The sequence below is a fragment of the Pirellulales bacterium genome (genome assembly GCA_036490175.1).
Classification (GTDB): Bacteria; Planctomycetota; Planctomycetia; order Pirellulales; family JACPPG01; genus JACPPG01.
In genome coordinates, this window is record DASXEJ010000307.1 from 1 (window position 1) to 19,943 (window position 19,943).

15 protein-coding genes and 1 tRNA gene are annotated in these 19,943 nt (G+C 60.7%); 5 read left to right on the forward strand and 11 right to left on the reverse strand.

The window, feature by feature from the left end; genetic code table 11:
- Window positions 1-207, forward strand: a 207-nt coding sequence (locus VGG64_23640) for a helix-turn-helix transcriptional regulator (GenBank protein HEY1602618.1), incomplete at its 5' end; no start/stop codon positions are given.
- Window positions 208-1,888: 1,681 nt separating this feature from the next.
- Here VGG64_23640 and VGG64_23645 read toward each other — a convergent pair.
- Window positions 1,889-1,961, reverse strand: a tRNA-Gly gene (locus VGG64_23645).
- A 35-nt stretch (window positions 1,962-1,996) separates the two neighbouring features.
- On the opposite strand from VGG64_23645, the gene VGG64_23650 reads away from it, so the two are divergent.
- The gene (locus VGG64_23650; GenBank protein ID HEY1602619.1) at window positions 1,997-2,305 is read left to right on the forward strand and encodes a hypothetical protein; all 309 of its coding nucleotides are present in this window, start codon (window positions 1,997-1,999) and stop codon (window positions 2,303-2,305) included.
- Window positions 2,306-2,678: 373 nt separating this feature from the next.
- Here VGG64_23650 and ettA read toward each other — a convergent pair whose 3' ends face one another.
- Window positions 2,679-4,352, reverse strand: a complete 1,674-nt coding sequence (ettA, locus tag VGG64_23655) for an energy-dependent translational throttle protein EttA (protein HEY1602620.1) — start codon at window positions 4,350-4,352, stop codon at window positions 2,679-2,681.
- A gap of 193 nt (window positions 4,353-4,545) precedes the next feature.
- Complete coding sequence (gene guaA / locus VGG64_23660; GenBank protein ID HEY1602621.1) at window positions 4,546-6,129, reverse strand: glutamine-hydrolyzing GMP synthase; 1,584 nt, start codon at window positions 6,127-6,129, stop codon at window positions 4,546-4,548.
- 348 nt (window positions 6,130-6,477) lie between these two features.
- Here guaA and surE point away from each other — a divergent pair, with 348 nt between their 5' ends.
- Window positions 6,478-7,242, forward strand: a complete 765-nt coding sequence (gene surE / locus VGG64_23665; GenBank protein ID HEY1602622.1) for a 5'/3'-nucleotidase SurE — start codon at window positions 6,478-6,480, stop codon at window positions 7,240-7,242.
- A 148-nt stretch (window positions 7,243-7,390) separates the two neighbouring features.
- The gene (locus tag VGG64_23670) at window positions 7,391-7,843 is read left to right on the forward strand and encodes a hypothetical protein (GenBank protein ID HEY1602623.1); all 453 of its coding nucleotides are present in this window, start codon (window positions 7,391-7,393) and stop codon (window positions 7,841-7,843) included.
- 76 nt (window positions 7,844-7,919) lie between these two features.
- On the opposite strand, the gene VGG64_23675 is transcribed toward VGG64_23670, so the two are convergent.
- From VGG64_23675 to VGG64_23700, 6 genes are all read right to left on the reverse strand, one after another.
- Complete coding sequence (locus VGG64_23675; protein ID HEY1602624.1) at window positions 7,920-8,444, reverse strand: hypothetical protein; 525 nt, start codon at window positions 8,442-8,444, stop codon at window positions 7,920-7,922.
- Window positions 8,441-8,833: a hypothetical protein gene (locus tag VGG64_23680; GenBank protein ID HEY1602625.1), complete on the reverse strand. Its 393-nt coding sequence runs from the start codon at window positions 8,831-8,833 to the stop codon at window positions 8,441-8,443. The genes VGG64_23675 and VGG64_23680 overlap by 4 nt, the downstream gene beginning before the upstream one ends.
- A gap of 221 nt (window positions 8,834-9,054) precedes the next feature.
- The gene (gene eno / locus VGG64_23685; protein HEY1602626.1) at window positions 9,055-10,335 is read right to left on the reverse strand and encodes a phosphopyruvate hydratase; all 1,281 of its coding nucleotides are present in this window, start codon (window positions 10,333-10,335) and stop codon (window positions 9,055-9,057) included.
- A gap of 327 nt (window positions 10,336-10,662) precedes the next feature.
- Window positions 10,663-12,063: a S8 family serine peptidase gene (locus tag VGG64_23690; protein ID HEY1602627.1), complete on the reverse strand. Its 1,401-nt coding sequence runs from the start codon at window positions 12,061-12,063 to the stop codon at window positions 10,663-10,665.
- 192 nt (window positions 12,064-12,255) lie between these two features.
- Window positions 12,256-13,896 carry a ThuA domain-containing protein gene (locus VGG64_23695; protein ID HEY1602628.1) on the reverse strand — a complete coding sequence of 547 codons (1,641 nt, stop codon included), beginning with the start codon at window positions 13,894-13,896 and terminating at the stop codon, window positions 12,256-12,258.
- Between the two features lie 57 nt (window positions 13,897-13,953).
- Complete coding sequence (locus VGG64_23700; protein HEY1602629.1) at window positions 13,954-14,730, reverse strand: NIPSNAP family protein; 777 nt, start codon at window positions 14,728-14,730, stop codon at window positions 13,954-13,956.
- Window positions 14,731-15,056: 326 nt separating this feature from the next.
- On the opposite strand from VGG64_23700, the gene VGG64_23705 reads away from it, so the two are divergent.
- Entirely contained in the window at window positions 15,057-16,202 is a 1,146-nt protein-coding gene (locus VGG64_23705; GenBank protein ID HEY1602630.1) for a potassium channel family protein, read from the forward strand.
- Between the two features lie 168 nt (window positions 16,203-16,370).
- Here VGG64_23705 and VGG64_23710 read toward each other — a convergent pair whose 3' ends face one another.
- Window positions 16,371-18,212: an ABC transporter ATP-binding protein gene (locus VGG64_23710; protein HEY1602631.1), complete on the reverse strand. Its 1,842-nt coding sequence runs from the start codon at window positions 18,210-18,212 to the stop codon at window positions 16,371-16,373.
- A 70-nt stretch (window positions 18,213-18,282) separates the two neighbouring features.
- Window positions 18,283-19,943, reverse strand: a 1,661-nt coding sequence (locus tag VGG64_23715) for an ABC transporter ATP-binding protein (protein HEY1602632.1), incomplete at its 5' end; no start/stop codon positions are given.

A 19,943-nucleotide genomic window follows, 5' to 3' on the forward strand; every position in this document is an offset into this window, starting at 1 on the left:
GCCACAGGCGAAACACCGATCACCGATCGACTCCGACGCACGATTTCAGACAGTGGCTTGCCTCTGCTTCGGCTTTCGAAAGAAACCGGCGTCGCACGAGCAAGCCTGATTCGCTTCGTACGTGGAGATTCATCTCTGCGGCTCGATGTGGCCGACAAGCTCGCCGAGTATTTTGGACTTGAGTTGTCGAAAAAAAGGGTTAGGTGAACAATGGGTACCGTGTACCGAAAATCAGTAACCCGCCCGCTTCCAAGTGGCGCGGAAATTATCAGTCGTGCCGGCGCGAGATTAGCCCGTTGGAAGCTTAATGGCAAGGTACGTACCGCTCCCGTAACTATCGGCCGCAATGGCAGCGATCGAATTCACGAAATTGCGGCCACCTATACCGCCAAATACCGCGACGGAGAGGGAGTGGTGCGCGAAGTCGCCACCGGCTGCCGCGATCAGGATGCCGCGCGCCGCGTGTTAGCACGGTTGGAACGGCGGTCGGAACTCGTTAAGGCCGGCGTAATGACAGCGGCGGAAAACGCCGTGGCCGACCATCAGAATACGCGGTTCACCGGTGATCGCGGACACTTCGTCGCATATCTCGACCATTTGCAGGCCAAAGGGACGAGCAAGATGCACCGCGACAACGTGCGTCGCCAGCTTGATCGGCTTGCCAATGAATGCAACTTTGCCAAACTAGCCGACTTGGATCGTGAAGCTGTCGAGCGCTGGCTGTCGGCGCAGGCCGCAACAGGCATGGGAGCCCGAACGCGAAATACTTACCTGTCTGCGGGTGTGGCGTTCTGCAATTGGTGCACCGAAACGCACCGACTCGTGGCGAACCCCTTAGTTCGCGTTGGCAGAGCCGACAAACGGGCGGACTGTCGCCGTAAGCGCCGATCACTTACTGAGGCCGAACTGGTAAAGCTCTTGGACACGGCGCGCCGCAGGCCGCTTCTGGAAGCCGAGACCGTTCGCCGTGGTAAGCACAAAGGCGAAACAATCGCCAAGCTCCGTGGCGACGTGCGGGCGCGGCTAGAACGGCTCGGTACAGAGCGGGCCTTGACCTACAAGGTAATGGTGCTCACCGGCCTTCGCCGCGGCGAACTGGCATCGCTTACCGTTAGCCAACTTGATCTCGACGGGCCGACGCCGTGCATCACGTTAGCCGCAGCCGACGAAAAGAATCGACAAGGCTCGACATTGCCCATACGGCGCGATCTTGCCGAGGATTTGGCACGCTGGATCAAAGACCTCTCCCAAAGCAATGCAGGTGATCCTTGGCCATTTGAACGGAACATTTGCCTAACGATGACAGGCGTACCGGACTCAAGCCCAGTTCCGGCCGATACGCCGCTGTTCACAGTGCCGACCGGACTGATTCGAATTTTCGATCGCGATCTCGTGGCTGCTGGCATCGCCAGGAGCTGGAAAGATCCCGTAACTGGTAGGACCGTGATCGATAAGCGTGATGACCGGGGCCGCACGCTTGACGTCCACTCGTTGCGGCATTCATTCGGAACTTTACTATCCAAAGGCGGAGTAGCTCCGCGTACGGCGCAAGCGGCTATGCGGCACGGCAGCATTGGTCTGACGATGAATGTTTATACCGATCCCAAGTTGCTTGACGTTCACGCCGCGCTCGATGCGCTACCGGCGTTGCCCCTCAGTGGGCCATCGCCGCAAAAGCAACTGGCAACTGGGACCGACGATCGACTTGAAAGGCCCGTTGCACCAGCCGTTGCACCAAAAGCTGGCGAGCGTAGTAAATCCTGGTCAACTGCTGTCAAAATGACAGACAATCGTCAAGAACGGGACGAATCGCCGCGCGCCGACGCAAGTAGTTACTCAGTCAAACAAAACAACCCGCTGACAATCGCTGTCAACGGGTTGCAAGAAGAGCGGGCGAACGGACTCGAACCGTCGACATCCAGCTTGGGAAGCTAGCGCTCTACCAACTGAGCTACGCCCGCAGGTTGTCTTGTGAGTATAGCCCTGGGAATGGTGTGTGCAACAAAAGCCGGTTGACCGCGGCGTGCGGGATATAAGGGGTGCCGTCGATGTGGCCCAGGGACGCTTCGATGTGCTCAATGGCTCTGCCAAGGTTGGCTATTTCGACCGGCTTTTGACGGTTTTCTTGGCGCTCTTTGTTTTTTTGCCCGCCGGCTTCTTGACCTTCTTCACGACGGCTTGGCTGCCGCTTGTGCGGCCGTTCTTGGATCCCGAAAAGATTGCCTCCCAGCCGCTAGCGAAACGTTTGGTCGATCCCGTGTGCAGCATTGTCATAGTCAACGCGCTCCTCAAAGCAACTTTATAATTTGAACTCTCGACACAGCCGCTTTCACGATCGGCGGCAATGCAGCTTTATTATGCACCATTTTTCGCGACGCAGGAGGGGCGAACTCTAACGCGTTGGCAGGACAACCATCGCGTTGATCCCCTGGAGCCAGTGATTTCAGCCAAGCGGGACCGTAGTGAGAAACGGGCAGCTGTGCTTCACCCAATTTGCAGCCAGCCCGTGGCCGCGAACACCAATTAATTGTTCAGTACGGCGATCAGCGTGTGCGTGTATTCCGACGTCCGCACAACCCGCAGCGACCGGCTGCTAGGCTCACTGCGTCAAGATCGGTCATTCACCCTGCGAGTCAAACCGCACGGTTGCCGGGCCGCTCGCCCCGTCCTACGGCAGACTAGTGTTGCAGCTTCTTGTAACGGAAGCGTTTGGGTTGATCGGCTTCCAGCCCCAGGCGCGCGTGCCGTTGTTCCTCGTAGGTCTGAAAGTTCCCTTCGCACCAATGTACGTAGCCATCCCCTTCGAACGCCAGTATGTGGGTGGCAATGCGATCCAGGAACCAACGATCGTGGCTGATCACCACGACGCAGCCGGCAAAGTTTAGGATCGCTTCTTCGAGGGCTCGCAACGTGTCGACATCAAGGTCGTTCGTCGGTTCGTCGAGCAATAGCACGTTGGCCCCTTGCCGCAATAATTTGGCCAGGTGTACGCGATTTCGCTCGCCGCCAGAGAGTTTGCCGACGGCCTTTTGTTGATCGGTGCCTAGGAAGTTGAAGCGGGCGACATAGGCCCGGGCCGGCACTTTGCGGCCACCGATATCGAAGTTGTCGTAGCCGCCTGAAATTTCTTGGAAGATGGTCTTGTCGGGATCGAGCGCATCGCGATTCTGGTCGACGTAGCCCAGCTCGACAGTCGGACCCACGCGGACCTTGCCCGAGTCTGGTTTCTCTTGCTCAACCAGCAGGCGAAACAGCGTTGTCTTGCCGGCGCCGTTGGGACCAATCACGCCGACGATGCCGCCGGCCGGCAACCGCAGGCTCAGGTCGTCGATTAGCATGCGATCGCCGTAGCCCTTGCTGGCATGGTCGAGCTCGATGACCAACTCTCCCAAATGCTTGCCCGGCGGGATCTGCATTTCAAACTCTTCCTGCTGATCTTGATAGGCTTCGGCCGACATCTGCTCGTAAGCCTTGATGCGGGCCTTGCTCTTGGCCTGCCGCGCGCGGGGGGCCATGCGAATCCATTCCAACTCGCGGGCCAGCGTTTTTTGCCGGGCCGAGGCGGCTTTTTCTTCGCGTACCAGCCGCTCCTGCTTCTGCTCGAGCCAGGAAGAATAGTTTCCCTCCCAGGGAATGCCACGGCCGCGGTCCAGTTCCAGAATCCAACCGGCCACATTGTCGAGAAAGTAGCGATCGTGCGTTACGGCCACGACGGTTCCGGTGTATTCGGCCAGATGCCGCTCGAGCCAGGCGACGCTTTCAGCGTCGAGATGGTTCGTGGGTTCGTCCAATAGCAGCAGGTCGGGTTTCTCGAGCAGCATCTTGCACAATGCCACACGGCGCCGCTCGCCGCCCGATAGCGTGGCGACATCTGCGTCGCCGGGAGGGAGCTGCATGGCATCCATCGCGATTTCGATCTGCCGGTCCAGTTCCCAAGCATTCACGGCGTCGATCTTGTCTTGCACGCGGGCTTGCTCCGCCAACAATTTGTCCATCGCGGCGTCGTCCAGCGGCTCGGCGAAGCGCGCATTGATCTCCTCGAATTTGACGAGCAGTTGCCGCGTCGAGGTGACGGCTTCCTCAATGTTGCCGCGCACATCTTTGGCAGGATTGAGCGTGGGCTCCTGCGGCACATAGCCGACCGTAAATCCATCGGCCAAGCGGGCTTCGCCGTCAAAGTCGCGATCGACTCCCGCCATGATTCGTAGCAAGGTGCTCTTGCCTGACCCGTTGCGCCCCAGCACGCCGATCTTGGCGCCGGGATAAAAGGCCAGCCAAATGTCTTTGAGCACTTCGCGTTGGCCAAATTTCTTGGTGAGGCCGGAGATCTGGTAGATGTATTGCTTGCTCATAGGTCTCGGGTGATTTCACGTGAACTTCGCCGCCGGGGCGCGAAGCGAATGCAGCACGTTGCTAAAAGATAGAAATAGTTGGTACGACTTCGAGCCGAAAGACCGCCGGACGGTTGCCTCGCTTGCTGCGTGGGAGCGCAGGTCCGTGTTCTCGACGGCAGGTCGATGCACACCGCGACCTGCACCGCTGAAGCTATTCCCATTCGATCGTTGCTGGCGGCTTAGAACTGATGTCATAGACGACGCGATTAACTCCCTTGACCTCGTTGATGATGCGGGTCGAAATCTGCGCCAACAGATCGTAGGGCAACCGGCTCCAGTCCGCGGTCATGAAATCTTCGCTGTCGATCGACCGCACGGCCACGGCATCTTCATACGTCCGTGCGTCGCCCATCACACCCACGCTTTGCACGGGTAGCAATACGGCGAACGACTGCGACGTTTGCCGATACAGTCCAGCCTTGTGGATTTCGGCGACGACGATGGCGTCGGCCTCGCGCAGGCGGGCCAACCTCTCGCGCGTTACGGCACCCAGGCAGCGCACGGCCAGGCCGGGACCTGGGAATGGGTGGCGCCACACGATTTCTTCGGGCAGTCCCAACTGCAAGCCCAGTCGCCGCACTTCATCTTTGAACAAATCGCGCAACGGCTCGATCAACTGGAAGCTCAGGTCCTCGGGCAGTCCGCCCACATTGTGATGCAGCTTGATCGTGGCAGCGGGACCGTCGACGGCGGCGCCGCTTTCGATCACGTCGGGATAGAGCGTTCCCTGAGCGAGAAACTCTGCTCCCTCGATCTTGGCGGCTTCATCCGTAAAGCAATCGATGAACACACGGCCAATGATGCGGCGCTTCTCTTGTGGATCGCTGACATCTGCCAACGCCGCCAGGAAGCGGTCCTCGGCCTGCACCACGTGCAAATCTGTTTTGAAATGACTGGAGAATTCGCGAATGACGGCCGCGGCTTCACCCTTGCGCAAGAGTCCGTTGTCGACCAGGATGCAGGAGAGCTGTGCGCCGATCGCCTTGTACAACAGAGCCGCGACGACCGACGAATCGACGCCGCCCGACAGGCCGCAGATCACGCGGCGACTGCCCACCCGCTCTCGGATGGCGGCAATTGTTTGTTCGGCAAAATTGTCCAGTTGCCAGGCACCGCTGGTATGACACACGCGGCGGACGAAATTGGCGAGCAGGTCGCGTCCTTGAGGCGTGTGCGTTACCTCGGGGTGGAACTGCACGCAATAAACCGGCAGGGTCTTGTGCCGTACGGCCGCGATCGAGCAGGTTGCGGTGGCTGCCAGCGACACGAAATCAGGACTGACCTGTTCCACCTGATCGCCATGGCTCATCCAGACCTGCATTTGCTTTGGCAAGCCAGCGAGTAACTCGTCCTCGCTTGTGATTTGGCAGTTTGTGCGGCCAAATTCGCGCGCGGGGGCGCTTTGCACTTTGCCCCCCAACGCCTCGCAGGCCATGTGCATCCCGTAGCAAATGCCAAGCACGGGAATTCCGAGTCGAAAAATGTCCGGATCGCAGTGCGGCGCGCCGGGCTCGTAAACGCTGGCGGGGCCACCGGAGAGGATCAGTCCTTGCGGGGCGATTTCAAGAATCCGCGTGGGGGTAATATCGTGGCGAACAATCTCGCAGTAGACGTTCTGCTCGCGGACGCGCCGGGCGATTAACTGGGCGTACTGCGCGCCAAAATCCAACACCAGGATCTTTTCGTCGGAAGCACCTGGAAGAGCGACGTTCACAAGGGCGGTTTCCGAAGCCATGGTTTTGGAGGCGATGAATGCCAAACGATGAATGTTCTATAGGAGAGGAGGTCAGAACTTCCGGACACCGCCGGTCGCCCAGATGATAGCGGCACTGGCGGTACTTGCCACAAAACGCCGAGCCCCCAGCGCGCTCGCAGCGGACCCGAACGAGGGGTGCTGTTTGCCGGTCGCAGTTGCCGACTCCCTAAACGAAAAAAGCCCGACTTTCGCCGGGTGAAACTGTGAATTATAGGACTGGGCCGACCGCTTGAATAGGGTTCGTTGCGGCTGGGCCCCGCGGGGCGTTATAGTGCGCCGATCCACTGGATAGGTAGCGCAAAAGCAATCCAAAACGTCAGGCACGTTGTGCATATATTACTAACAAACGACGACGGTATTTACGCTCCTGGACTGGCCGCCCTGGAACGCGAGTTACGCAAGATCGGTGACGTCACGGTGGTTGCCCCGGCGACTGAGCAAAGCGGTGTCGGCCACTCGATCACCTTCTTGAGCCCACTGGTGGTCAAAGAAGTATTCGAAGGAGACCGGCGGCGGGGCTGGGCGGTCGAGGGGAGCCCGGCCGATTGCGTTAAGTTGGGCATCTTCGAGTTTTGCGCCAACCGGCCCACGCTGGTCGTCAGCGGCATCAATGGTGGACTGAACGCGGGAATCAACGTGCTTTATTCGGGCACGGTGGCGGCCGCGATTGAGGGAGCGTTTTTCGGCATAACGAGCGTCGCCGTGTCGCTGGAATTCAGCGAACATGCGCAATTTGATAAGGCGGCCCGGCTGGCGATCGAGGTCATTCAGCAGGTCCTCGCCCGCAAGGGGCCTGCGCCGCAACTTTATAATCTGAATATCCCCACCCCGGCCCTACAGCGATCCAAGGGAGTCAAGGTGGTGCCGATGGGAGTCGAGCGGTACGGCGAACATTTCGAGAAGCGCACCGATCCGCGCGGCCGCAACTACTACTGGGCGACTGGTGACCCACCCCCACGCCGCGGCTCGGAGGAAACGGATCTGACCGCGCTGGAAAGTGGCTACGTGACGTTGACGCCGCTCGATTTCGACCTGACGCGGCGCGACACGCTCGATGCCATGCGGGACTGGAAACTAAAGCTGAGTGAATGATGGCTCGGCTGGGACGCATTATTTAATTCGGCCGCTGATGTCTGGTCGAGAGGGAATGTTGTGTATTGGTGGACTCTGGAATGGGCGCCCAGACATGCGACAATAGCCCGTGCCCTCTGGCAGCCATTCCACAACGGGGATTGCGACGATGAAGACGATATTCATGTCTACGCTGACGGCACTGGCCTTGGTTTCCGCAGGTTGCAACGAAGGTGGCCCGCCGGTTGCCGCTCCCCCCGCGGCCGCCCCGGTCACCGGTGGACCGCCAACGCTGACGCCCCCTCCGGCAGCTCCCGTGCAGGTCACCGCTTCGGAAGATCACACGAAGAAGGGCATCGCCGGCAACGAAATGGGCAAGGGAATCCTGGCTACCCCAGCCCGGGTTTATCTGCGCATCCCCGACCGGGTGCTGTTCTTAAACCTTGAGAACACCATGAAGCTGTACAAGGGAGAGCATGGCGCGCTGCCGAAGACACACAAAGATTTCATGCGCGACATCGTCGAAGCCTACAGCATCAAGCTGCCCGAGCTGCCTGACGATAGCCACTACATCTACGTGCCGGACAAGGAAGAACTGATGATCGAGCGGCAACCGATGTGATCATTGGGGTGGATGCCGAATCGAACCGCAGGGAATCCATGCGCGGACACGCGACGGATCACACATTCCGTCTCATTTAACGCTGTCTCCCCGGCGTGTCGTATCCGGTCATCAGCCATCGACCGCCCTCTTGGCGTAAATCGACGACGAAGCGACCAGCGAAATTCTCGTACGGTACTTCGCCACGTCGATCCTTGACGTTGATGTAGCCCATGAAGTCCGCCTTGGCCGTGGGAGGGCTGATGTGACGGTTGAATGTCACGTCCAGCCGGCGGAAGGTTGCCTTTTGGATGTTTAGCCGCGACATCTCGGCAGCCACTTCGCGGCGCATGGGCGAGGTCGGGTCGATAAACTCAATCACGGCCTGCGGATTGTTCGATTCGAGCGCGCTTGCGGCGCCGGCCAAGGTGTCTTCGACCCTCTCTTTTTCGGTGACGACGAACCATTCCAGCACGAGCAGGCCGCCCCCCAATAGCGCCACCCCGGCAATAGCGCCCAGCAAAGCCCCGCGGCCGGTTTTTACCAGTGCGATCGTCAGTATCGCCTCGAAGAGGACCAGAGCGACCAGCGTGGGCGTGGGATCTTCGACCAGCCAACTCATTGCCGTGGCCTCGGCTTGTGCCCTTCCACACGGCGGGAGGCACTTTTCAGATAGCTATGCACTCCGGCACCAACCGCGGCCAGCGCCAACAGAAGCGCAAGCGCGGTGGCCAAGGGGCCGAGGGTGAATTGCCGCGAAGAATCGCGAGGAAGGTCGGTGATGAGGGCGTCGGGATCCGCGGTCTCGAGTGCTTCGGCCACTTGGCCGCGGGCGATCTGCTCGCGCGTGCTGTTCATTCGCTCCAGGCGCGCTTGCCGATAGGCGTACTTGGGACTGACGACGACGATGGCCACGAGCGCGCTACTGCCAAACAGGACCAACCAAAACCAGGGGCTATCGGTGATCGGTCGCCGCTCGGGCGGGTTCACGTGTTTCTCAACGTCCGACATCGCGAACCCCTCCGCTGAGTCAGCTCAACGCCCGGAATGGAAAGTTCACCACGGAGATGCCGAGGCACGGAGAAATACGATGCAGAATGCAAAATGATGCATCATAAACAGAGGTCCGCTTTCCGGTTCCTCTGAACTGTTCGTTATCTCGCATTCATCGTTCATCGTTTCTCTGTGCCTCTGTGCCTTCGTGTCTTCGTGGTGCCATCCTCTTGCCCGGCTTACCGCTTGGGGAACAGCGGGCCGCCGTAGATGGCCGCATCGCCGAGGGCCTCTTCGATCCTCAGCAGTTCATTGTACTTGGCAGTGCGATCGGTGCGCGAAAGCGAACCGGTTTTTATCTGGCCTGTGCCCAGCGCCACGGCCAGGTCTGCGATGGTGGCGTCTTCGGTTTCACCGCTGCGATGGCTGGAAATGCTGGTGTAGCCGTTGCGGTGGGCCATCTCGATGGCCTCGATTGTCTCGGTCAGCGTGCCGATCTGGTTTACCTTGATAAGAATGCTGTTGGCGATGTGCTCGCGGATGCCGCGCTCCAAACGCTTGGTGTTGGTGACGAATAGATCGTCGCCGACCAGCTGCGTGCTGGCGCCCAGGCGTTCGGTGAGCAGCTTCCAACCTTCCCAATCGTCTTCGGAGCAGCCATCTTCGATCGAGCAGATGGGATACTTCTTTCTCCAGCCGGCCAGGAAATCGACCATGCCGGCGGCGTCGAGCTCGCGGCCGTCCATCGTGTATGTTTTCTTTTTGCTGTCGTACAGCTCGGTGGCGGCGACATCGAGCGCGATGAATACCTGGCTACCGATCTCGTAGCCCGCCTGCCCGACGGCTTCGACGATCACGTCCAGTGCTTCGGTATTGCTTCCCAGGTCGGGGGCAAATCCCCCTTCGTCGCCGACAGCGGTCTTGAAACCCTTGGATTGCAATACTTTCTTGAGCGTGTGGAACACTTCCACGCCGCAACGCAGGGCGTCGCTATAGCGCTCGAAGCCCAGCGGCATGACCATGAATTCCTGCACGTCGACTTTGTTGTCCGCGTGCGCGCCCCCGTTGATGATGTTCATCATGGGTGCCGGCAGCACCCGAGCTCCCACGCCCCCCAGGTAACGGTAGAGGGGCAGTCCGCAATGTTCGGCCGCGGCGTGTGCCACGGCCAGCGATACGCCGAGGATGGCGTTAGCGCCGAGGTTCTGCTTGTTTTCACTGCCATCCAGCGCGATCATGTGCCGGTCGATCGCAGTCTGGTCGAGCGCGTTGGAACCGATCAGCTCTTCGACGATTTTTTCGTTCACGTTCTCGACGGCCCGGATGACCGCCTTGCCGCCGTATTGCTTGGCATCCGTGTCGCGCAGCTCCCAAGCTTCGTGGACGCCGGTGCTGGCACCGCTGGGAACGGCCGCGCGACCGAACGAGCCGTCGGCCAGCCGCACGTCGACCTCGACGGTCGGATTCCCGCGGCTATCAAGAATCTGGCGAGCGTGAACATCGACGATCGTGGAAGGCATGGCACTTCTCTCCGGGGAGTGGAGTAAGGTTTGTGGAATTTAATTGGGCCCGCGGCGCGAAACGGCACGTCTAGCGCGGGGTCTGTGGTCCTGGACCCCCACGAGGGACACGACGCCAGGGAGCGGTCCGGTTTCGGCGGACCCGACGGCCGGGGCGGGCAATGCGTCGTGCCGCCCATTGTGCGATATGTCCCCCTTAGGTTTCAAGGAGGGGGGGACGATTGGCAGAAAGCGCAAGAAATCGTGGACTTTCCGCGCGCATAACTTGCGCGGATCGGTCTTCAGACGCGCCAGTGATTCTGATTAGGTACGGGCTGAACTCATCACTTACATCACCGGCGCTTGCACCAGTCCGGAGCCGACATCGGCGGCCGACAGGCCCAAGGGGCGGGCTGTTTTCACCAGACGGGTCCACAAATCGACGGCCGAAATGCCGGGATTGGCCTGGGCGTGCAGGGCTGCGATGCCGGCCACGTGCGGTGTGGCCATGCTGGTGCCAGAGATCACGTTGTACTGCTGCGGCATCAGCCAGCTGGAGTAAACGTCGACGCCAGGGCCAGCGATGTCGACCTGCCCTCCGTTGGGTTCGATTCCGCTGTTGGAGAATGGCGCGATGCGGAATGAAGAATCCACGGCCGCCACCGCCATGATCGACGGACAATTGGCCGGATGACTGACCGGCGCAATGACAGGGGGCGCCAGGTCGCGGCGGCTGTCATTCCCCGCGGCCGCGACAATCAATGTGCCGGACGCCAAAGCGCGGCGGGCCATGTTCTCGAATACCGTCGATGGCTTTTGCCCGGGCGCAACCGGAGCGCCGAGCGACATGGAAATCACGCGGCACTTGTTCCGCACGGCCCAATTGATACCGGCCAGGATATCTCCGTCACCTCCTCGTCCCAGGCGGTTGAGAACTTTGCCGACGTAGATGTCGGCGTTGTAACTGATGCCGTAACGCGGCAAGGTGCCGGGCCGGAAGGGCCCCATGGACGTACCGACGCAGTGGGTGCCGTGGCCGAGGGTGTCTTGCGGCAACTCCCCTTGGACGAACGATTGGGGTACGATCGCCCGCCCGGCAAAGTCAGGATGCGTGAATTCAAAGCCGGTGTCCAACACGGCGACCTTGATACCGCTGCCATTCCAAGAGGATTCGATGACGCGCGTGGCTTGTAATCCCCAGGTGTTGAGCGCTTCGTTAAATGCTGCCACGGCTGCCGCGCGACCGGCCGACGAAGGGTCGCCGCCGCCAGCGAAACCGAGACTGGCCGCGTGATCGAAGCCGTCGCGGTAACCACGCAGGTAGTCGGGATTCATTCCCGCGGCAGGAGCGCCCGCCAAGGCAGGGCGGCCCGACGTTCCCACGAACTCGGGCAGCATGGCGGCATAGACGACGCGCTCTGGCTCAACGGCCAGGATGGAATCCGAGCGCGTGGCCTGAATGCTCAAACGGCCGACCTGGTCCGGATCACCGTTGACCACGGCCACACCGATCGAGTCCAGCATCATTGCTTCGGACGGGGCAAGCGCGGCCATACTAATCCCGTCGTGCAATTCCTGAACGCGCACGGTATTGAGTCCGGCGGTGTCACGCAAAGCTTTGATGCCGGCTTGCAGGCCCTCGTCGCCATAGCGCATCAGGATGAGCGACCGCCCGGTCGTCTCGGTACGGGCGATCGTTGGCGTTGACGCACTTTGCAAAAAAAATCCCCGTTGGCCAGCGTTAAACATGACGAGCCCCCCATGATTAGGCGCGAATTCCCACTACAGACAGATAGTGGAAACCAACCTAGTGATGAGGTGTGACAACGGGTTGTCACAGCGCGGGGGACGGTGGCAAAGATTTCCCAACGGATCGTGGCGGGTGAGTGGCGCGCAATGCGCGCATTTCCGGATCCTGCGATGGGCTTTCCGCCAAGAGGATCATTTGATGCCGTGCGCGGATGATTCCGCAGTTGCGCCGGCATCCTGCCGCAGACACCACAGCACCGCGTTACGCATCAACCGTCGATACATCGGATGCGCCAGCGATTCCCGCGTATGACCGTTCGCCAAATGGCAAAGCCTTCCTTGGCCGGGCTCGTAGACCCAGCCGGCGGCGGCAGTCTGGCCGTCGTCCGAACGATTGCGCAACAGCAGGTGTACTTTGTCGGCATCGATGGGCGGCGTGTGCTGCTCGTCGGCCACCGAAAAATCCTGCACGCCGCGCGTTACCGGATGATCACGATCTACAACTTCGACGCGAAATCGCTCTAGCGGACCGTGTCCTATGTAGCGGCCGCCGACGAGTCGCAGGTAGGGACCATCCTCTGGATACAAGCCCATTGAATTGTGAAGATTAAGAAAGCCACCGCCGCGGTGGACGAAATCGACCACGGCTTTCTCTTGCGTGGGGGTCATCCACACATAGTCTGGTTGGCCGGGGGCCTGCGGTCGTTGTAAACCGTCGCGGAGGATCACCAGCAATTGCACCCGAGCCAGGTTATCGGCCGAAAGCGCGCGGACGTCAAAGGCAAAGTGCGGTACCACGTCGGTTGCGGCGAACACGGGGCGCAGACCCGCTTCGATATGCCCTGGCTCGTGGGGCTGGTCGCCAATCAGCACTAGCGCGTGCGGGCGCTTGTCACCCGGCTCCGGCGGATGTCCGTTGAACGGAGCCAATGGCACGGTCAACTCGCGATAGACATAGTCCAGGTCCTCGGCCAGCGGCGTGTCGTAGGGCATCCACACCAGATAGTGCGGCACCAACCGCACGACGCGCTGCAGGTCCTCTTGTGGTTGTCCTTGCGCAATGAAGTAAGCCACTTGCCGACGCAACTCACTGAGAAAGCGCAGCTGCCGTGGGACCAGTTCGCCGTCTCCCCAGGAACCAAACCCAGGGACGACGTGGGCGGCATGCAACTCGGACAATTGCTCGAGAGCGGTGACCCAAGCGGCCGTATCGCTGCCCGCTAGCGGCACGCGCGGCCCGTGATACAAAAGCGGTCCGCCGAATAGGACCTGCTGTTTCGGCAGACGAACGCACGCGCCGCCGTGGACGAAAACCTGATCCTGGGGCAGGAACTCGATGGGCGTCTGCGCGTCACCCAGTGCGGCGGGCTGGTCGAGCAGTTCATAGCCGGGACGTGGAGTTGGTGCGGGCGAGATCACTTTCGTGTTCGTTGCGGTTTGCCCTGGCCGCGACATCAGTGCCCGAAAGGTCGCCGGGGAAAGGCAGACGCGCTTGACGCCCTGTTTCAGCAAGGCATCGATCACAGGCAGGTCGGCCGCCGTGGCGCTTGTCAGCACGAGCGTCGTGACCGGCTTGCCAGTGGATTTTGCAATGTCGGCTAGAAGCGTGGCGGTGTTCTCGCCCCGTGGCAAGTCAATCAGCAGCGTTCCGTCCGCGGTGCCAATCCAGCCACAATTGGCTGAGCGATACTTGTCGGCAAAGCCGACCACGTGTATGCCCGGTGCGATCTCTTCATGATGCGGCCAGGCGGCTTGGGCGGTTGTTGCGATCCGGCCGCAGCCAGCCAAGATAAACGCCATGACGGCGAAGCGTGTTTGCCAGATGTTGATCACGTGGTAATTCCCCAAAGTTAGCGCTCGGCCGAGCGAGACATGCCGGAAGCCTTGGTGTCAGGGTTGTGTCTTGGTGGACGGATGAGCGAACTTGCCCGGCATTAGGATGCGGGTTGTCACATCGTCGGTAAGCTCGCCGATCTTGGCGGCGTACTGACGCGCGTCATTGTGCTGCGTAAAGCCCGCGATCAGATCTTCGCGTTCGCGCAGGCTGTCGAAGCGGAATAAATACGTAACGTTACTCCAAGAAGCGCCCACGTTCACGACCCACGGTCCGACCGGGCGAAAGCCGTGCCGGTTGAGTAGTGCCAGCCCTTCGCTCTGCATGTACTTCAAATAGGCGTCGCGCCGCGCCAGGGGGACGCGATGAACCTCGTGGATCACGATCTTGGACTGTTCGGGCAGTGCGGGTTTATCGGCGAAATCCGTGAGGCGCAAGAAGCAATTCGTTTCCCCATCCAACAGCGGATCGCGCAGCGAAACAAACTCGGCGAAGCGCTTGTCCGCGCCCAGCTTCTGTCCGGCCTGCTCGAAGGCGGCCATGTCGTCGTATTCCCAGATCGTGATGTGCTCATACAGGTCGCCGACCATCGTTGTCCACCAGCCGACCATGCGTCCTCCTGCCTCGCGAAAGAGAGGCAAGCCCTTGGTTTCGATCAGTTGGGCGTACTCCTTCAGCTTGTCGGGTCGGATCTGAATCCGCCACTCGCCGTAAACGTATCTCGATTGCTGCGCGGCCGCGGACTTTGGCTGCGATGGCTCGGCGCCGTGCGCAACGACTGGCCACGCCAGGCCGGTGACAGCCACCAGAAAGAATAGCAAAGGCCGCTTCACGTGTTTTCTCCCCAATCGACCAACAATCCGCGCTAAAAATGTCGCCGTCCAAACCCTCGCGCTGCGGAGAGACGCGCCCAGAGTCTGCATCCGATCAGCGTACGTTTGCGAGTGCCAAGTATCGCAGCCGGCGCGGGCAGGTGCAACGAAACGGGACGGCGTTGGCGCAGGGCGCTGGGGAATCGTCCGGTTCCTTCGTCGGCCCTTTGACGACATGTGCATTATCCCAGAGAATCACGGCCACGCCGCATCGACTGCTCCCCGTTCGATACGCGCAATATCACGACCCCTGCCGAGCTGTTGCCCTCGGGTGACAGGTACTTCTTATGGCGATCATTTCTGGGTTTGCCAGCATCTGCCTGTTGCTGGTGGTGTTGTTGGACGGCTTCGAGACAATGGTCCTGCCGCGGCGGGTGACGCGGCGGTTTCGTTTGACGCGGTTGGTGTACCGCACGTTGTGGCTTCCCTGGCGCGCAGTTGCCCTCGAGTTGCGGCCGGGTAAGACGCGGGAGAATTTTCTCAGCATGTTCGGGCCGCTGTCGATCTTGCTGCTGATCGCTTGCTGGATGACAGCGTTGACAATTAGTTTCGCGTGGCTGCACTGGTCGCTGGCCACCGTGTTGCAAACGCCGGGCGACGAGTCTGGCTGGGGTGATTACCTCTATATGAGTGGCACGACGATCTTCACGCTCGGCTTCGGCGACGTGGTGCCGCGCGATGGCGTGGGGCGATTCCTGGCCGTGGTCGAAGCTGGGACCGGCTTTGCCTTCATGGCCGTGGTGATCGGCTACTTGCCGGTGCTGTACCAGGCCTTCTCGCGACGCGAGACGATCATTTCGATGCTCGACGCGCGGGCCGGTTCTCCGCCGGCTGGAGGCGAGCTGCTGTTGCGGGCGGCGCACAGTCGCGACCTGGAAGCAATCCGGCGATTCTTGCAGGACCTCGAGCAGTGGTCGGCGGAAGTGCTGGAAAGCCATCTGTCGTTTCCCGTGCTGAGCTTCTATCGATCGCAACATGATAATCAATCCTGGGTCGCGGCGCTGACCGCATCTTTGGACGCCTGCGCCCTGTTGATTTCGTTGCTGAAAGGAGTGGCCCACTATCAAGCGCAACTGTCCTTCGCGATGGCGCGGCATGCAGCGGTCGACCTGGCGCTGGTGTTTCATGTGCCGCCGCAGCCCCTCGACGAAAACCGCTGGCACGGAGACGCCATGGCCAAGCTGCGGGAGGAGATGCAGAGCGCGGGATTGTCGCTCCACGAAGAGGCGGCCGCGGCGGCAAAATTTGCCGAGTTGCGGGCAATGTACGAGCCGTTCCTGCTGGCCTTGGGGCGTTACTTCGTGTTCTCGGTGCCGCCGGTGTGGCGCGACACCGAGGTCGTGGACAATTGGCAAACCAGCGCCTGGATGCGGCGCACCGCCGGAATCAACAAACTATCGGCGCAGCCTCCACAGGACGACCACTTTGTGTAAGGCGCGTCGTACGTAGCGCGGCGATGCCGGCGGAGTTTGCCCCGGAGGCACAGAAGTACGGAGACGAGTCGAGAAATCGACGTTTAGATAAAGTCGCGGCGAATATGCGCCAAAGTGACTGTTCTTTGTCGAGCACTCGCCCGCGCGCGCCGTAGACTCTCTGCCCGATCACGCGGCCCGGTGGTATTGGCGTCCGAGCGCCGCGTAGCGATCGTTTCGGGCTATCAAGTCGGCGGGGCTGCCTTGTTCGACGATCCGTCCGTGGTCGAGCATGAGGATCAGGTCGGCCGTGCGCACGGTGCTCAAGCGGTGGGCCACGACAAAGCTGGTGCGGCCCTTGACGAGGCGTGCCAGCGCCTGCTGCAGGCGATGTTCGGTGAAGACGTCGATGGCGCTCGTCGCTTCGTCAAGGATCAAGATAGCCGGATCGGCCAGCATGGCCCGCGCAAAGCAGACCAGCTGCCGCTGACCCAGGGAGAGATTGCGCCCGCATTCGCCCACGTCGGTGCGCAAACCGTCGGACATGGCCTCGACGAGATCGAGGCAACCGAGCCTGGCTAGCGAAGCGGCGACTTCGTCAAAAGTGGCGTCGGGTCGGGCATAACGGATATTGTCGGCCACGGTGCCGCTGAAGAGAAAGTTCTGCTGCAGGACGATGCCCAATTTCCGGTGCAGCGAATCGGTTTGTAGATCGCGCACGTCGCGGCCGTCGATCAGCACCCGACCGCGAGTGGCCAGGTAGAATTTGGCAATCAAATTGATGATCGAGCTTTTGCCGCTGCCCGTGTGTCCGACCAGGGCTACGCACTGACCAGGCTCAACCGTGAAACTAATCTCGTCCAGCACCAGTCGATCGGCCTCGTAGGCGAATGAGACGTTGTCGAATGTGACCTCGCCGACGAGCCGCGCGGCGGGACGAGCCGCGGGACGATCTATCCAATCGGGGTCAATGCGAAGGAACCGTCGCACACGCTCGGCCCCGGCCATGGTCAGGATCGCCTGGTTGTATTGGTCGCCGAGCGTTTGAATAGGCGCGAAGAAAATATTGGCCAGGAACATAAACTGAATCAATTCACCGGCCGGCACGCCGATTTCTGGCGATAGAACCCGGTAACCGCCGAGCATTAGGATTGATGCCAGGAAAGCCTGACTATTAAATTCCAGCAAAGGAGCGAACATGCCGGCTGTGCGGGCCGCTTCGAGGTTGTACACCGAATGATCAGCAACCAGGTCGCGAAACATTCGCGCGCTGGTTTGCTGCCGCGCAAAGCCTTGGGTGACGTGTACGCCGTGTACGGCTTCGACCAGGCGGGCCGTGACCCGGCTGAAACTTTCCTGCACCGCGCGATGGGCGCGGCTCAATCGTCCGCGAAAACGATAGTTCAACCAGCCCAGCACGGGCCCCATGGCGGCCACGACCAGGAACAGCACTGGGTCATACCACAGCATTAGTCCGGCGGCCACCAGCATCTGGCCCAGCCCGACCAAGCTGGTAAAGACGACGTCCTGAACGCCGGCGCGAACGGCCTCGGTGTCCGAAGTGACGCGACTAATGATGGCTCCCAGTTTCATGCGGTGAAAGAAACTGGGAGTCATGCGTTGCATGTGTGAAAAGACCTGGTCGCGGAGGTCGTGAACGACACTCTCGCCCAGTTCCAGCGCCAAGCGCTGGCGAAAATGGAACGTCACGTTGGTCCACGCTGCCAGGGCGATAAAGCTCGCGACGCCCCACCACAACCCGGATAGCGAATGCCCGGCGATCGGACCGCTGACGACGTAGCCTGTTACCCAGGCCAGGCCAGACAATTGCAACGAGCGAATGACGACCAGAAAGAATAGTACGTTCCGCTTGTAAGCGTATGGCGCAGTGTAGGTGTACAGCCAGCGCACCACGTCCAGACCCGGCGGCCGCGCGCCACAGAATTCATCGTCATAGGCGCCGGGGCCCTGCGCAGCCGTCTCGCGGGCCGGGCAGCGGGAACTCGTTTTTTTGGAAATAGTATTCGGCATGTTGCGTGGTTGGATACCGCTCTGAGATTTCCGTTCGCGTCCGGGAAGTGGTCAGCAAAGCGGGCGCGAATTATGCGCAGCACTCGGCTTGTGCGGCGTGCAATTGAGCGGCCCGCCAATACGGCCCGCCTTGCAGGATCAGTTGTTCATGCGTGCCGGCCTCGACGATACGACCTTGGTCCAGCACCAACACCAGGTCGGCGTGACGCAACACGCTCGGGCGATGCGAGACGATCACCGACGTACGACCGCACATAGCCTGCTCGATCGCTTGCAGGATTTCGTGCTCGGTTTGGGCATCGACGGCTGCGGTGGGGTCGTCGAGCAGCAGAATCGGCGGCTCGAGCAAGATGGCACGCGCTATGGCGAGCCGCTGCCGCTGTCCGCCGGACAGGTTGCGGCCGTCTTCTTCGAGCCAGGTGTCGTAACCTTCGGGCAGTTCGCGAATGAATTCATCGGCCGCGGCAATCTTGGCGGCGCGGATGATCTCTTCGCGCGTCGCGGTGGGGTAACCGAAGGCGATGTTTGCCGCGATCGTGTCGCTGAACAGAAAGGTTTCCTGGAAGACGATGCCGATGGCGCGCCGCAGGTCGTCCAGGGCCAAGGAGCGGACATCGACACCATCGATCAACAAGCGCCCGGTGGTGGTATCCAAAAATCGAGGGATCAAATGCAGGAAGGTGCTCTTACCAGAGCCCGTCGCCCCCAGAATCGCCACGCGTTCTCCCGCTTGCAACCGCAGATTGATGCCTGTTAGCGCACCGTCGCCGTCGTGGTAGTGAAAGGAGACGTTCTCGCAGCGGATTTCGCCACGCGGCTGGCGCAATGGGCAGGGCGCTGGCGGGGAATGAATCTCGACCGGGGCATCTAGCACTTCAAAAACGCGCCGCGCGCCGGCCAGGCTTTGCTGCATGCTGTTCAACACATTGACCATCTTGGTGACCTGGCCAGAGAACTGTTGCAACAAACCAGAAAAGACGACAAGCCCCATGCCCAGGGGAAGCTCGCCGAGGCTTACCAAGTAGCCACCGTATGCCAATAGCGCCGCCAGGTTCAGCGATGACAGAAACTCGGTCGTGGGCGTGAACAAGCTCACCCGCCAAAAGATGAAATTCTGCTGTTCTTTTACTTCGCGGTTTGCTTGACGGAATTTTGCGACCTCGGCCTCTTCGCGGGCGAATCCGCGTACGACGTGCATACCGCGGACATTTTCCGAAAGTACCTGCAGCAGGCGGTCCATCAACTCGCGATTGCGGTCGTAAGCCGGACGGACGACGCGGCAGAATCCGACCGCCACCAGCCACAGGACGGGCATGGTGGTTAAACACACCAGCGACAGCCGCACGTGAATGTGCAGCATGTACGCCAAATAAACTCCCAGTGAGAGCAGCAAGACCACCATTTGCAGGACCATGCCCTCGACGAATTGGCGCACGGCCTGGGCGTCGTTCGTGACGCGATTGATGATCGACATCGTGGAATTGTCGCGGAAAAATCGCGTGCTCAGCTCGTGCAGCTTTTCATAGATCGAGGCCCGCAGTTCGACGACGATCTCTTGTTGCACGAGCCGGGCTGAGGCCACGGCATGCCAGAAATTCAGCCCCATTCGCAGCGCCGCTAAGACGAGCACAGAGCAACCGAGCGTGAGCACGATTGTCAGCGGCGAGCACGTCGTGCCTGGATTCAGCCCGAACGGCCATGCAGGCGGCGTGCTCGTAGCATCGACCTGAT